Raw genomic sequence first — 13143 nt, 5'->3', positions numbered from 1 at the left:
GAGTAGCGAGGGCGCCCTCAGGAAGGCTCTTCGAAACATAACGCCGAAGAAGGCGATTCGGATTTACGCCCTCGCGACTCGTCCCTCTCCCCTAGACAGCCGCCATGCGCATCGAACAGCAACCCGCCTACGTGCTGCACGCGCGGCCTTACCGCGAGACGTCGCTGTTGCTGGAGTGTCTGACGCGCGAGCACGGCCGCATCGGTGTGATCGCGCGCGGCGTGCGCGGCGAAAAGGCCCGCCTGAAGCGGGCGCAGCTGGAGCCGTTCCAGCCGATCGCGATGGATCTGCTGCTGCGCGGCGAGCTGGCCACGTTGACCGCGGTCGAACCGGTCGGCGTGCCGCTGCGGATGGTCGGCGACGCGGCGCTGGCCAGCCTCTATCTCAACGAGCTGGTGGTGCGGCTGACCGAGCGGCAGGATCCGTTTCCCAGCCTGTTCGATGCCTATGCGACCACGCTGGCACGGCTGGCCGGCGGCGAGCCGCTGGCGTGGACGCTGCGTCGGTTCGAGCGCGATCTGCTGGAAGCGATCGGCTATGGCCTGCAGCTGGAGCTCGACGCTGAAAACGGCGAGCCGCTGGAAGCCGACGAGCACTACCGCTATCGGGCCGATCAGGGTGCCGTGCGCAGCGTAGCCAGCCATGCGCGGGCCATCCGAGGCAGCGATCTGCTCGCGCTTCAGCAGGATCGGATGCCGGACAATGCCGGCTTGCGTACGCTGCGCGACCTGATGCGCGAGATCATCCGCTTTCATCTCGGCGGCGGCGAGCTGCGCGCCTGGCGCGTGCTGGCCATGGCCAGCTCGCGCCGCTGATCAGCGATCCAGCGCCTGGATCGTCGCCAGCAGCGCGCGGCGGAAACGCACCAGCGAGACCGGCGCGGCATCGGCTCGGGCCAGCTGTCTTTGCAGCAAGGCCGTCTGCGTCGAGAGCGTGGCGGCGCCGCAAAATCCGCATGACGACCGCAGCCGATGCAGGCGCTCGCCGAAGTCGACGCGATCCAGGCTGACCTGGTCCAGCTCGCGCTCGAGCACCGCCAGCTCTTCGCGCAGCAGCAGGCGCAGCGCGCGCATCGTGGTGGTATCGCCGGTGGTCATCAGCGCGGCGCCGTCGTCGAGTATGGCGATGCCGCTGCGATCCGACAGCGTCAGCAGGCGCTGCAGATCGCTCAGCCCGCAGGGCTTGAGCAAAATCTCGCTGAAGCCGGCGCCGAGCAGCGCCTTGCGATCGGCCGGCGCCAGTTCGGCGGTCGTCGCCACGGCCGTGCTGTCGGCGGACAGTGCTTCGGCGTCTTCGCGCAGCAGAGTCAGTATTTCCAGCGCACCGGCGCCAGGCATCCGGCAGTCCAGTAGCAGCAGATCGAACGTTTCCAGCCGCGCTCGCTCCAGCGCCGACAGGCCATTGCCGCAGGCCTCGGCGCGCGCGCCCATCGAGCGCAATCCATCGCACAGGAAGCGGCAGCTGCCGGGATCGTCGTCGGCGACGAGTACGCGTAAATGAGTGGCTTGCAAGGGTTTGACGGAACCAGCGGCTGGGCTGTCGATGGACGCGGCCGCCTTCGAAGATGAGTCGGAAAACCATCGATGCATAACGAAATCCATATCGTTCATCTGAGTTTGGCAGAATGGCGCGACATGCGTTCGACATCAAGCCATCTTTTGCTGTGCTGCCTGCTCCTGCTGGGCAGCCTGTGGGTAGCGCCCGCGCGGGCGGATATCGTGCTGAGCGCCAGGGCCGTCAGCGTGCCGGGCGTTCGACTGCAGTCGGTGAACGTGCGCATCGGTGAGGACGGCAAGGGCGGCCTGCGCCTGCAGCTGCATGCCGCACAGGCGGATATTGCGGCCATGGGCTGGCATCGGCTCGGCCTGACGCTGGATGGCAGCCTGCAGCGCGACTCGCAGCTGCGCTGGATTGTCGACAGCGGCGTGCAGCTGGCGAATGCGCCAGGCGGTGCGTTGAGCAACGCGCATGCGGTCATGCAGCTCAGCGAAGCGGCCAATACCCTGCAGATCGACATCGCCCAGGGCAAGGCGCAGGTCAGCACCGCCATGCCGCTGGATCAGCTGAGCCACCTGCAGATCGACCTGAAAAACCTGCCCGCCGGCTGGTTGCAGGGCCTGCTCGGCACGGTGTGGTCGGGCCACGCGACCGGCGGCAAACTCGACGCCAAGCTGGCGCTGGACGTGCGCGATGTCGGATTGCAGTCGTCCGGTCAGTTCACTCTCAGCGACGCGGGCTTCGATACGCCGTCCGGCACGCTGGCGGCGCAGCGGCTCAGCGGTGGGGGCCAGTTCGATCTGGACACTACCGACGGGCCGGCACAGATCGATCTGGAAACCAGCCTGCGTGGCGGCGAGATCCTGCTCGGGCCGATCTACGCCAAGCTGCCGAACCATGCCGTGCCGCTGAGCTTGCAGGCTACCGCGCAGAACGGTGCCTTCGCCTTGAATCGCCTGCAGATCAACGACGCCGACGCGCTGCAGCTCGAGGGCGCGCTGGCATTCGATGCCAAAGGCATGCTGAAAACCCTGAGCTTGGATCGCTTCCACGCCAGTTTTCCGGCCGCGTATCAGCGCTACGGCGAGGCGTGGCTGGCCACGATGGGTCTGCGCAACCTCACCAGTGCGGGGCAGCTCAGCGGCACCGTGGATATGCGCGCCGATGGGCTGCATGCGTTCGCCTTCAACACAGATAATCTCGATCTGGCCGACGCAGACGGTAGTGTGGCGATCAGGAATCTGCGCGGCGGCATGGACTGGGCGGTGCAGGGCGATCGGCCGGCCACCACGCTGGGCTGGAGCGGCCTGCAATTTTATCGCCTGACCAACGGTGCCGCCCAGGCGCACTGGCAAAGTCGCGATGGCCTGCTGAGCCTGCAAAAACCACTCGACGTGCCGTTGCTGAACGGTCATCTACGCGTAGGGCAGCTGGACTGGCGCCCGGCTGCGGCGAAGGGGCAGCGGCTCACCACCTCCCTGGTTCTGCTCGGCATCGACATGAGCGCGTTCAGCCGTGCCATGGGCTGGCCCGCGTTTCCCGGCACCCTGGCCGGCGCGATTCCCTCGCTGCGCTGGATCGACGATCGCATCGAGTTGCAGGGCGGACTGTCGGCCAGCCTGTTTGGCGGCTTTGTCGACATCACTCGGCTGTCCGTGCAGCAGCCGTTCGGCCCGAGTCCCGCGCTGAGCGGTGACATGAGCCTGCGCCAGCTCGATCTGGGCGCGATGACCAGCGTATTCGACTTCGGCAGCATCACCGGCCGCATGGACGGCTCGATCGACAAGCTGCAACTGGTCGACTGGAAGCCTGTGGCGTTCGACGCACGCCTGCTGGCCGGCAGCGGCGGGCGGATCAGCCAGCGCGCGGTCAACAATCTCACCACGGTCGGCGGTGGCGGCATCGCGGCCGGCCTGCAGGGCGTGGTGCTCAAGCTGTTCAAGACCTTCGGCTACAAGCGCATCGGCCTCAACTGCACGCTGCAGGCATCGGTCTGCCGGATGAGCGGGCTGGACTCCGGCGGCGACAGCTACACTATTCTCGAAGGCAGCGGCCTGCCGCGTTTGCAGGTCGTCGGCCATCAGGCACAGGTCGACTGGCCGACCCTGGTGGAGCGTCTGCAGGGGGCCATCAACGGCGCCGCGCCGCAGGTGCGTTGAGGCGTTTCTTTCACCCCTTGTCGTTATTCAACGTTGGAAGGCTCATGCGCAAACTCGTCGTCGGACTCCTCGCCACTCTGGCCATCGCCCTGGTCGGCTGCGTCACCATCAACGTGTATTTCCCCGAGGCCGCCGCACAAAAGGCCGCCGATCAGTTCATCGGCAACGTGATCGACAGCGCCAGCCCGGCCAAGCCCGCGCCCAAGGATCCGCCGCCGGCAGCGGATAGCGGCCAGCACCCGTCGGCGATGCTGCTGGACGTGCTGATTCCCACCGCCGCCGCGGCCGATGTGCCGAACATCCGTGTGCAGACCGCCGCTACCGAAGCCATCAGCGCCCGCATGAGTGGACGCTTTCAAGGGCCGCTAGGAGCGCTGCTGGACAGCGGCGCGGTGGGCTTCACCCGCGATGGCATGGTCGCCATGCGTGACGCGTCCAAGGTGCCGCTGAGTGAGCGTGCCCAGGCGTCCGCCACGGTGGCCGACGAAAACCGCGATCGCGCCGCGCTGTATCGCGAAGTGGCCAGTGCCAACGGCCATCCCGAGTGGCAGGCGCAGATCCAGGCGACGTTTGCCAAGGGCTGGATCGATCGAGCCAAGGCCGGCTGGTATGTGCAGAACGCTTCAGGCGCCTGGCAGCAGAAATAGGCGCGTTGTCCTTGCCGCAAGGCGGCGTGGCAATCGATCTGTGATAATCGGCGGCTAATGTGTTTCGCATCCGTCGATGCGCCGATTTTCTGGCTTGCTGATTACCTATGTCCCGATCCAATTCCGTATCCACCACACCGTTCGAAGCGGTGATCACCGACCTCAGCCACGACGGTCGCGGCGTCACCCGCGTCGACGGCAAGGCGGTGTTCGTCAGCGGCGCGCTGCTGGACGAACACGTGCTGCTGCGCTTGCGCAAACGCCATCGGCATTTCGACGAGGCCGAGGTGGTCGAGCTGATCACCCGCTCGCCGCACCGGGTCGAGCCGCGCTGCCGGCATTTCGGCGAATGCAGCGGCTGTTCGTTGCAGCATTTGGACGCGGACTCGCAGATCGCCACCAAGCAGCGCGTGCTGACCGAAAACTTCGAGCGCATCGGCAAGGTGACGCCGCAGCAGTGGCTGCCGCCGCTGACCGATCAGTCGTGGGGCTATCGGCGCAAGGGCAGGCTTTCCGTTCGCAACGTGGTGAAGAAGGGCCGCGTGCTGGTCGGCTTCCGCGAAGAGAGTAACCACGCCTTTGTTGCCGACGTCCAGCAGTGCGAGGTGATGCATCCGGCGCTCGGTCCGAAGATCGGCCTGCTGGCCGATCTGATCAACGGCATGGATGCGGCCAGCGATATTCCGCAGATCGAGTTCGCTGCGGGCGACGACACTATGGGACTGGTTTTCCGGCACATGCAGCCATTGAGTGAGTCCGATCTGGCCAAGCTCACCGCGTTCGGTCAGCAGCACGATCTGGCTATCTTTTTGCAGCCCGGCGGCAACAGCAGTGTGCATCCGCTGTGGCCGGAGAACCCGCGTCTGGCCTTCCGCATTCCCAGCGCAGACACGGCCATCGACGACGTCGAGCTGGAATTTCAGCCGCTGGATTTCGTCCAGGTCAATGCCGGCATGAATGTGCGGATGATGGCGCGCACGATGGAGCTGCTCGATCCGCAGCCGACCGATCGCGTGCTCGACCTGTTCTGCGGCTTGGGCAATTTCACGTTGCCGATCGCCCGGCGCGTCGCTGAAGTCGTCGGCGTGGAAGGCGAGCACGGTCTGGTCGAACGCGCGGCGCAGAACGCCGCGCGCAACGGCATCGCCAACGCGCGCTTTCAGGTGGCCAACCTGTTCGAGGATCAGCGCAGCGCCGACTGGGCGCGCCAACCATGGGACAAGATGCTGCTCGATCCACCGCGCGCCGGCGCCGACAAGGTGCTGGAATACCTGCCGCACAAGCAGACGCGCCGCATCGTCTACGTGTCGTGCCATCCGGCGTCGCTGGCGCGCGATGCCGGCATCCTGGTCGATCGGCACGGGTTTACCCTGAAGTCCGCCGGCGTGATGGATATGTTTCCGCACACTTCGCACGTCGAATCCATTGCTGTATTTATGCGTTAGTCCTTTAACGCGAAGATCAAAAAGCGGCCATCCATGGCCGCACTTTTCAACTAAAAGCCATGGCCATCGAAATCGAACGAAAATTTCTTCTGCGCGACGACAGCTGGCGCGCCGGCGTTTCGCACAGCAAGACCATCGCGCAAGGTTATCTGGTCGGTGCGCAGGCGCTGCGCAATGGCGACGCACGCGCGTCCGTGCGCGCGCGCATCGCCGGCGACCAGGCCTGGTTGAACATCAAGGCGGCGGTGGCGGGTATCGAGCGGGCCGAGTTCGAGTACGCCATTGCGCTGGCCGACGCGCAGGCGCTGCTGGCCACGTTGTGCGACGGCGTGCTGGAAAAGATTCGTCACCACGTACACGTCGGCGAGGCACTGTTCGAGATCGATGAATTTCTGGGCGAGAACCAAGGTCTGATCGTGGCGGAGATCGAACTGTCGGCAGTGGACGCCGCGTTTCCGAAACCCGCCTGGCTGGGCGCAGAAGTGAGCGCGCTGACGCGTTACTACAACGTCAACCTGATCGCCCATCCGTTCACGCAGTGGTCGCCGGCAGAGCGCGCCGCGGAGGACGCGGCATGCTGATGATCGGTATCGCCGGCCTCGAACTGGCCGATCACGAAAAGCCCTGGCTCGCGGCGCCGGGCGTCGTCGGCGTGCTGCTGTTTTCGCGCAACTACGCCAGCCGCGAACAGCTGGTGGCGCTGTGCGATGCCATCCGCGAGGTCGGCGGCGACGAGCTGCTGATCGCGGTCGATCAGGAAGGCGGCCCGGTACAGCGCTTCCGCGACGGCTTCACCCGGCTGCCGGCGCTGGCACGCATCGGCGAGGTATACGATCGCGATCCGCTGGAAGCGGTGCGGCTGGCCGAGGAGCACGCCTGGGTCATGGCCAGCGAGCTGCGCGCCAGCGGCGTGGATTTCAGCTTTGCGCCGGTGGTCGATCTGGCGCGTGGCAACGCGGCCATCGGCCTGCGCGCGTTCCATGCCGATCCGGCGATCACCGCCGAGCTGGCGCAGGCCTATGTGCGCGGCATGCATCTGGGCGGTATGGCAGCGGTACTCAAGCATTTCCCCGGCCACGGCTCGGTCGCTGCCGATACGCACAAGGCGCAGGCGATCGACCCGCGCGATCTGGACACCATCCGCCGTGACGATCTGCTGCCGTTTGCCGAATGCATCGAGGCCAAGGTCGAGGCGGTGATGATGGCGCACGTCACCTATCCGGCGATCGACGGCGAGCCTGCCGGCTATTCGCGCGTATGGATCGAGCAGATCCTGCGCGGCGAGCTGGGTTTTGCCGGCGCGGTGATCAGCGACGACATCAGCATGGCCGCCGCCGGTGCCGCCGGCAGCGTGGAAGAGCGCGTGTGCGCCCACCTCGACGCGGGCTGCGATCTGGTACTGGCCTGTTTCCCCGACGTGGTGGCGCAGGCGATCGCCGCCGTGCAGGATCGCGCCTCCGACCGCGCGAGCCTGAGCGCCCTATCGCCCGAACTTGCCGCGCTTCGCGGCGCCATCGGCGCCAGCTGGGCCGGTCTTCTCAACAATCCACAGCGCGATCGTTTCGTCGCGCGCATCACGGCGTTGAACGCCGATCGGGAAAACGCATGAACACGCTCACACCTTCGCTCGCCGATGCGCTCGTTACTGCCGACCTGCTGCATGAGCGCCAAGAGATCGACAGCGTCATCGCCGAGATGGCGCACAAGATCGATGCGGCGCTCGACGGCGAGCGTCCGGTGTTTCTCACCGTGATGAACGGCGCGCTGATCTTCGCCGGTCAGCTGGCTCTGGCCATCCGCACCGATCTCGAATTCGACTACGTCCACGCCACGCGCTATCGCGGCGAAACCACCGGCAGCGAACTGCACTGGCTGCGCGAGCCTCAGGTGTCGCTGGTCGATCGGGTGGTGCTGCTGGTCGACGACATCCTCGACGAAGGCCACACGCTGAAAGCCGTGCGCGACGACTGCTACCAACGCGGCGCAAAAAGGGTGCTGATCGTCAGCCTGTGCACCAAGCGCCACGATCGCCTGGTCGAAGGCATCAGCGCCGACTTTCACGGCATCGAACTCCCCGACCGCTACGTGTTCGGCTTCGGCATGGACTTTCACGAGCAGGGCCGCAATCTGCCGGCCATTTATGCGTTGAAGGAGGGCTGAGCTATGAGCAACATCGACCTCGCCGTGATCGGTGGCAGCGGCCTGTACAAGTTTCCCGGGCTGGAAAATACCGTGCGGCATGCAGTGGATACGCCGTACGGCCCGGCCGCCGGTGACGTGGTGATCGGCGATTTTGCCGGCAAGCGGGTGGCCTTTCTGGCCCGTCACGGCGAAAGCCACAGCCTGCCGCCGCATCGAGTGAATTACCGTGCCAACCTGTGGGCGTTGCACAGTCTGGGCGCGCGCAAAGTCATCGGCGTCAACGCCGTCGGCGGCATTCGTGCCGATATGGGGCCACGTGTGATCGTGGTGCCCGATCAGGTCATCGATTACACCCACGGCCGCTATACCAGCTTCTGCGACGCCGACGGTGCCGAGGTAAAGCACATCGATTTCAGCGAGCCGTATACCGAGTCGCTGCGGCAGACGGTGCTGGCCGCCGCGGCCAAGGCCGGCATCGCGGTGATCGCCGGTGGTTGCTATGGCGCCACCCAGGGACCGCGACTGGAAACCCGCGCCGAGATCGCGCGCATGAAGCGCGACGGCTGCGATCTGGTCGGCATGACCGGCATGCCCGAGGCCTCGCTGGCGCGCGAGCTGGAGCTGCAATACGCCTGCCTCGCGCTGGTCGCCAACTTTGCCGCCGGCTGCGGCGACGAGTCGGAAATCAGCATCGAGGAAATCTTTGCGCACCTGGCGGCGGCCACGGCCGAGGTGCCGCGCATTCTCGCGGCACTGCTCGAGAGCTGAGGATGCCGTCGCGGTCTACGGTAATTTCCTAGGTCGCGGATATTGCGCTGAGACCGGACATGTTGATATTTTTCGGCAGGTCGGGGGCGGCGAACCAGGGGAACGAGGGTGGTTCTGCGCGCGCCTGGCGCACCCAATCCATGTTCAGAGGTTCACGCAATGCGTTTCGGTACGGTCAAGTGGTTCAACGATGCCAAGGGTTTCGGTTTCATCGCGCCCGAGGACGGTGGGGATGACGTTTTCGTCCATTTTTCGGCCATCAACACCAAGGGCTTTCGCAGCCTGCAGGAAGGCCAGCGCGTGCAGTTCGAAGTGACCCAGGGGCCGAAGGGGGCCCAGGCCTCGGCGGTCGAGGCAGCGGCCTGATCGACGGGCCTGCGTTGTGAGGCACAAAGGAACCCCGCACACTGTGCGGGGTTTTTTATTTTCCGCAATGGAGCACCGCATGACCGATCGCAGAAATTTCCTGAAGGCCTCGCTGCTGGGCGCGTCCGCCTCGGCGCTGGCATGGGCCGGCAAGCTGGCGGCGAAGCAGGCATCGACGAGCCAGGCTTTCTCCGGCGCGCGTGTCGTCTCGACCTGGGATTTCGGCGTGGCCGCCAACAAGGCGGCGTGGACGGTGCTGAGCCAGGGCGGCCACGCGCTCGATGCGGTGGAAACCGGCGTGCAGGTGCCCGAGTCCGATCTGAAAAACCATAGCGTCGGCAAGGCCGGTTATCCGGATCGCGATGGTCACGTCACGCTCGACGCCAGCATCATGGACGCCGACGGCAACTGCGGCGCGGTCGCCGCGCTCGAACATATCGAGCATCCCATTTGCGTGGCGCGCCTGGTGATGGACCGTACGCCGCACGTGCTTCTGGTCGGCGAGGGCGCGCTGCAGTTTGCGCTGGCGCAGGGCTTCAAAAAGCAGGAACTGCTGACGCCCGAATCGGACAAGGCCTGGCACGAGTGGCTGAAGACCGCGCGCTACCAGCCGTCGATCAACAGCGAAGTGCACGACTACGGCCATGGCGGCAGCCCCGGTATGCCCGGCGGCGCCGGCAATCATGACACCATCGGCATGCTCGCCATCGATGCGCAGGGCCGCCTCGCCGGCGCCTGCACCACCAGCGGCATGGCCTGGAAAATGCGCGGCCGGGTCGGCGACAGCCCGATCATCGGCGCCGGCCTGTACGTGGATGGCGAAGTCGGCGCGGCCACCTCCACCGGCGTCGGCGAAGAGGTGATCCGCAACGCGGGCAGCTTCCTCGTGGTCGAGTTGATGCGCCAGGGGCGCTCCCCGCAGGAGGCCTGCAAAGAGGCCGTGATGCGCATCATCCGCCGTCGGCCCACCCAGACGAAAGAGCTGCAGGTCGGCTTTCTCGCCATGAACAAACACGGCGACGTCGGCGCCTGGGCGATCCAGCACGGCTTCTCCTATGCCGTGTGCGATGCCAAAAAACAGGATGGCCTGATCCCCTCATCAAGCGTCTACAGCACGAGCTTTTCGTGATGTTGGAAATCGCCGCCAACTCCGTCGCCTCAGCGCTGGCCGCACAGGCAGGCGGTGCAGGGCGCGTCGAACTGTGCACCGCGCTGGAGCTGGGCGGCCTCACGCCCTCGTATGCGCAGATCGCGCTGGCGCGCGAAAAGCTCACCATTCCGCTGTACGTGCTCATTCGTCCCCGCGCCGGCGACTTTCTCTACAGCGACCTCGAATGCGAGACCATGCTGCGCGATATCGAAGCCTGCGCAAAGGCTGGTTGCGATGGTGTAGTCCTCGGCGCGCTCGATGCCGACGGCCACATCGACCTGCTGCGCTGCCGTTCGCTGATGGCCGCCACGGGCAATATGGGAGTGACCTTCCACCGCGCCTTTGATCTCACTCGCGATCCGCTTTCGGCACTCGAAGACGTGATCGCATTGGGTTGCGAGCGCGTGCTGACCTCAGGTGCGCAGTTGACGGCGATCGAGGGAGCCAAGTTGATTCGTCAGCTGGTCGAGCTGGCTGGGGGACGTATCGCCATGATGCCGGGGGCAGGGGTGAGTGTCGGAAACATCGGCGAGTTGATCGCGCTGACGGGAGCGAGCGAGTTTCATGCGTCGGCGAAGCGGCTGCTTGCGTCGCAGATGAAATGGCATCCATCGTTGCTGAAAGATATGCAGGGCGGCGAGTGGCAGAGCGATGTCGAACAAGTACGAAGCATCAGCACGGCATTGAACGAAGCGCGACATGCTAAAAATCAATTGGCCTTGGGCGGCTGACCCATGCCAGCTCATCGCGCCATCACCGTTCGAACATTCAAAGCAACAGAATTTCGGACTTATCGGAACCTGCGTTTGTCGGCGCTTGAAGAGTCGCCCAATGCTTTTTCAAGCACTCTCGCTTTAGAGCAATCGCACACCGATGATGAGTGGGATTCGCGGCTTCGTGTGGCGAGCAACTCGGGCTTCGACCTGCCATTGATCGGTTACGTCGGCGCGAAGACAGCCGGTTTGGCCTGGGGTAAAGTCGATCGCTCTGACAGCACCATCGTCAACGTTTACCAAATGTGGGTAGCGCCGGAGTGTCGAGGCCACGGTTTGGCGCGTCTTCTGTTGCGAACGATCGTTGATTGGGCGGTATCAATGCGGGCTCGCTCAGTGCAGCTTGAAGTGGTCTGTTGTGACTCATCGGCCATGCGCTTGTATGTCAGCGAGGGTTTCGTTCCGATGGAAAAAGTTGCGCCATTACGCTTTGCCCCCGTGCTGATGACCCAACGTATGCGGAGGCACATTCCTTAGGTCGGTGTCTGAATGCGGTCCGCTGAAATCGCCGCAGGAGCGCGGCAATACACGCCTTATCGATCCGAACAAAGGCGTCATCAGTATGGCTCAGGCGCGCGTGTGTTTTTAATGCAGAAGATTCGTATGGCGAGAAACGAATTGAAAGCCGGGATAAACAAGAATTTTTCAAGCGCTCCATTTATCCCACGCCAGCTACGCATACAAACATGGCAGCCGGACAGCCAAAACGCGCTTATGTGCCTGTGGCCGATTTCGCTGTTACGCTGGCAAAAGACCAGCTGCGCGATAACTATCAATCAGTGAGTCGTACAGCGCGATATCCGAACGGCTTCTTGCCATCAATTGGGCACCGGCGACGGCCGCAAAAATGGCGCGCGCGCGTGGTTCGCTCTTTTCAGGACTGACCACGCTTGCAGCGATAAGAACCTTGGCCAGCCACGCGACATTCACGTCGGCAAAGGTCTGCACTTCTTTCTTTACCGCTTCGGGCAGGTCGTCGTACTCGGCAGCCATGAAGCTGCACATGCACATGCGGTTGCCGCTCTCCAGCGGCTTGCGGAACGTGTCTGGATAATCGCGCAGGCTTTGGATCGGATCCGAGGAATCGGCCAGCAAAGCATCCAGACGATTCGCTGAGTCCTCCCAATAACGTTTCGCTACGGCAGCGCCGAGATCGGCCTTGCTGGGGAAGTGGTGATACATGCTGGCGGCCCGGATGCCGACATCTTCGGCGAGCTCGCGAAAATTCAATCCGCCGTAGCCGCGCGCCTGCGCGGCGCTTCGTGCTGCTGCCAGGATGTTTTCCCTGGAATTTGAGCTCACATCATTTTTCACGGCTGCAGCCCTCGAGCGAAAACAGAACACGGTTGTTGACGGCGGAGATTATATCCTGCAAAGTATACCTACCAAGTGATCGGTAGGTACATTCTTCCACACGTAAATCCGCGCCGCCGTCGTCTTCCGGCATCTTCAACGCCATGCGCACCAACATTGAGGAAACAGCACCATGACAAACAAACTCCGCCTCTTCACATCCCCTTCGGCCTTCCCCAACCCCCAGCGCCTTCGCCTTTTCCTGCATGAAAAGGGTATTGCCGATCAGTTTGATGAGCGCATTTACGATATGTCGCCGGTCGGCGAGCAGCGGCAATGGCCGCATCTGAAAATGAACCCGTGGGGCGAAACGCCCACCTTGCAGCTGGCTGACGGCAGTTTTATTTCCGAGACGGCTGCCGTCGTGCGGTATCTCGATCAGTCTTTCCCCGGGCGCAAGATCATGGGCGAGAGCGCGCTGGAGCAAGGCCTCGACAACATGTGGGATAACCGCATCTGGGTGCACATCCTCTATCGCATCGTGACCGCTTTCCACGTTCTGCATCAGGGTCTTGGACCCAAGCTTGAACTCACTACCAATCACGCCTGGGGCGAGCATTGCCGCAAGGAAGCCTTGGCGCATGCGGGTCTAGTCAATCAGCATTTGTCGGATGGACGCGAGTGGCTGCTCGGCGGCGATACACCGACCTTCTCGGACATCACGCTGGCCACCGCCATCGCTTTTTCCAAGTTCCCAGTCAACGCGACCCCGTTGGATGAGCGCTTCGAACATCTGGATGCGTTCTGGAAGCGCTGGCAGCGTCGGCCGAGCTTTCAGGCGGCCTATGCCGACCGCAGCAGCGGCGTGCCGGAGTTGGATAATCCCAAGTAAAAATAATCCGA

Annotated in this window: 16 protein-coding genes; 13 read left to right on the top strand and 3 right to left on the bottom strand. The window is 64.1% G+C overall.

Features of this window, described 5'->3' with window-relative positions; all coding sequences use genetic code 11:
- Positions 1 to 104 precede the first annotated feature (104 nt).
- Positions 105 to 815 carry a DNA repair protein RecO gene (gene recO / locus HDE78_RS01945; RefSeq protein ID WP_179476831.1) on the top strand — a complete coding sequence of 237 codons (711 nt, stop codon included), beginning with the start codon at positions 105 to 107 and terminating at the stop codon, positions 813 to 815.
- On the opposite strand, the gene HDE78_RS01940 is transcribed toward recO, so the two are convergent.
- Positions 816 to 1511 (bottom strand): response regulator, encoded by a 696-nt coding sequence (locus HDE78_RS01940; protein WP_255457552.1) that lies wholly within the window; start codon positions 1509 to 1511, stop codon positions 816 to 818.
- A gap of 123 nt (positions 1512 to 1634) precedes the next feature.
- Here HDE78_RS01940 and HDE78_RS01935 point away from each other — a divergent pair, with 123 nt between their 5' ends.
- The 11 genes from HDE78_RS01935 to HDE78_RS01885 all read left to right on the top strand — a co-directional run bounded on the left by HDE78_RS01935 (position 1635) and on the right by HDE78_RS01885 (position 11424).
- The gene (locus tag HDE78_RS01935; protein ID WP_179476829.1) at positions 1635 to 3656 is read left to right on the top strand and encodes a hypothetical protein; all 2022 of its coding nucleotides are present in this window, start codon (positions 1635 to 1637) and stop codon (positions 3654 to 3656) included.
- 44 nt (positions 3657 to 3700) lie between these two features.
- The gene (locus HDE78_RS01930; protein ID WP_179476828.1) at positions 3701 to 4303 is read left to right on the top strand and encodes a YdbL family protein; all 603 of its coding nucleotides are present in this window, start codon (positions 3701 to 3703) and stop codon (positions 4301 to 4303) included.
- A gap of 107 nt (positions 4304 to 4410) precedes the next feature.
- Positions 4411 to 5748, top strand: coding sequence for a 23S rRNA (uracil(1939)-C(5))-methyltransferase RlmD (gene rlmD / locus HDE78_RS01925; protein WP_179476827.1), 1338 nt, complete (start codon positions 4411 to 4413; stop codon positions 5746 to 5748).
- Positions 5749 to 5807: 59 nt separating this feature from the next.
- A complete protein-coding gene (locus tag HDE78_RS01920; RefSeq protein ID WP_179476826.1) occupies positions 5808 to 6329 on the top strand; it encodes a CYTH domain-containing protein in 522 nt (173 codons plus the stop codon).
- A complete protein-coding gene (gene nagZ, locus HDE78_RS01915) occupies positions 6323 to 7357 on the top strand; it encodes a beta-N-acetylhexosaminidase (protein WP_179476825.1) in 1035 nt (344 codons plus the stop codon). Before HDE78_RS01920 ends, nagZ begins: the two co-directional genes overlap by 7 nt.
- The gene (locus HDE78_RS01910; RefSeq protein WP_179476824.1) at positions 7354 to 7908 is read left to right on the top strand and encodes a hypoxanthine-guanine phosphoribosyltransferase; all 555 of its coding nucleotides are present in this window, start codon (positions 7354 to 7356) and stop codon (positions 7906 to 7908) included. The genes nagZ and HDE78_RS01910 overlap by 4 nt, the downstream gene beginning before the upstream one ends.
- Positions 7909 to 7911: 3 nt before the next feature.
- Entirely contained in the window at positions 7912 to 8658 is a 747-nt protein-coding gene (locus tag HDE78_RS01905) for an S-methyl-5'-thioinosine phosphorylase (RefSeq protein ID WP_179476823.1), read from the top strand.
- A 159-nt stretch (positions 8659 to 8817) separates the two neighbouring features.
- On the top strand, positions 8818 to 9024 hold the full coding sequence (locus tag HDE78_RS01900) for a cold-shock protein (RefSeq protein WP_179476822.1): 207 nt from the start codon (positions 8818 to 8820) through the stop codon (positions 9022 to 9024).
- A 79-nt stretch (positions 9025 to 9103) separates the two neighbouring features.
- Entirely contained in the window at positions 9104 to 10153 is a 1050-nt protein-coding gene (locus tag HDE78_RS01895) for a N(4)-(beta-N-acetylglucosaminyl)-L-asparaginase (protein WP_179476821.1), read from the top strand.
- A complete protein-coding gene (locus tag HDE78_RS01890) occupies positions 10150 to 10905 on the top strand; it encodes a copper homeostasis protein CutC (protein ID WP_179476820.1) in 756 nt (251 codons plus the stop codon). Before HDE78_RS01895 ends, HDE78_RS01890 begins: the two co-directional genes overlap by 4 nt.
- A gap of 3 nt (positions 10906 to 10908) precedes the next feature.
- Positions 10909 to 11424 carry a GNAT family N-acetyltransferase gene (locus HDE78_RS01885; protein ID WP_179476819.1) on the top strand — a complete coding sequence of 172 codons (516 nt, stop codon included), beginning with the start codon at positions 10909 to 10911 and terminating at the stop codon, positions 11422 to 11424.
- Between the two features lie 261 nt (positions 11425 to 11685).
- Here the strand turns inward: HDE78_RS01885 and HDE78_RS01880 are convergent, their stop codons facing one another.
- Entirely contained in the window at positions 11686 to 12249 is a 564-nt protein-coding gene (locus HDE78_RS01880; RefSeq protein WP_218861913.1) for a TetR/AcrR family transcriptional regulator, read from the bottom strand.
- A gap of 1 nt (position 12250) precedes the next feature.
- Positions 12251 to 12577 carry a hypothetical protein gene (locus HDE78_RS20935; RefSeq protein WP_255457609.1) on the bottom strand — a complete coding sequence of 109 codons (327 nt, stop codon included), beginning with the start codon at positions 12575 to 12577 and terminating at the stop codon, positions 12251 to 12253.
- Between HDE78_RS20935 and HDE78_RS01875 the strand changes: the two genes are divergently transcribed.
- The gene (locus HDE78_RS01875) at positions 12503 to 13132 is read left to right on the top strand and encodes a glutathione S-transferase family protein (RefSeq protein ID WP_255457600.1); all 630 of its coding nucleotides are present in this window, start codon (positions 12503 to 12505) and stop codon (positions 13130 to 13132) included. The genes HDE78_RS20935 and HDE78_RS01875 overlap by 75 nt on opposite strands.
- Positions 13133 to 13143: the final 11 nt, after the last annotated feature.

The organism is Rhodanobacter sp. K2T2 (assembly GCF_013408815.1).
In the GTDB taxonomy this organism is placed as follows: domain Bacteria; phylum Pseudomonadota; class Gammaproteobacteria; order Xanthomonadales; family Rhodanobacteraceae; genus Rhodanobacter.
The sequence above is the reverse complement of the archived record's forward strand: the minus strand, read 5'-3'. Positions and strand labels throughout refer to the sequence as shown.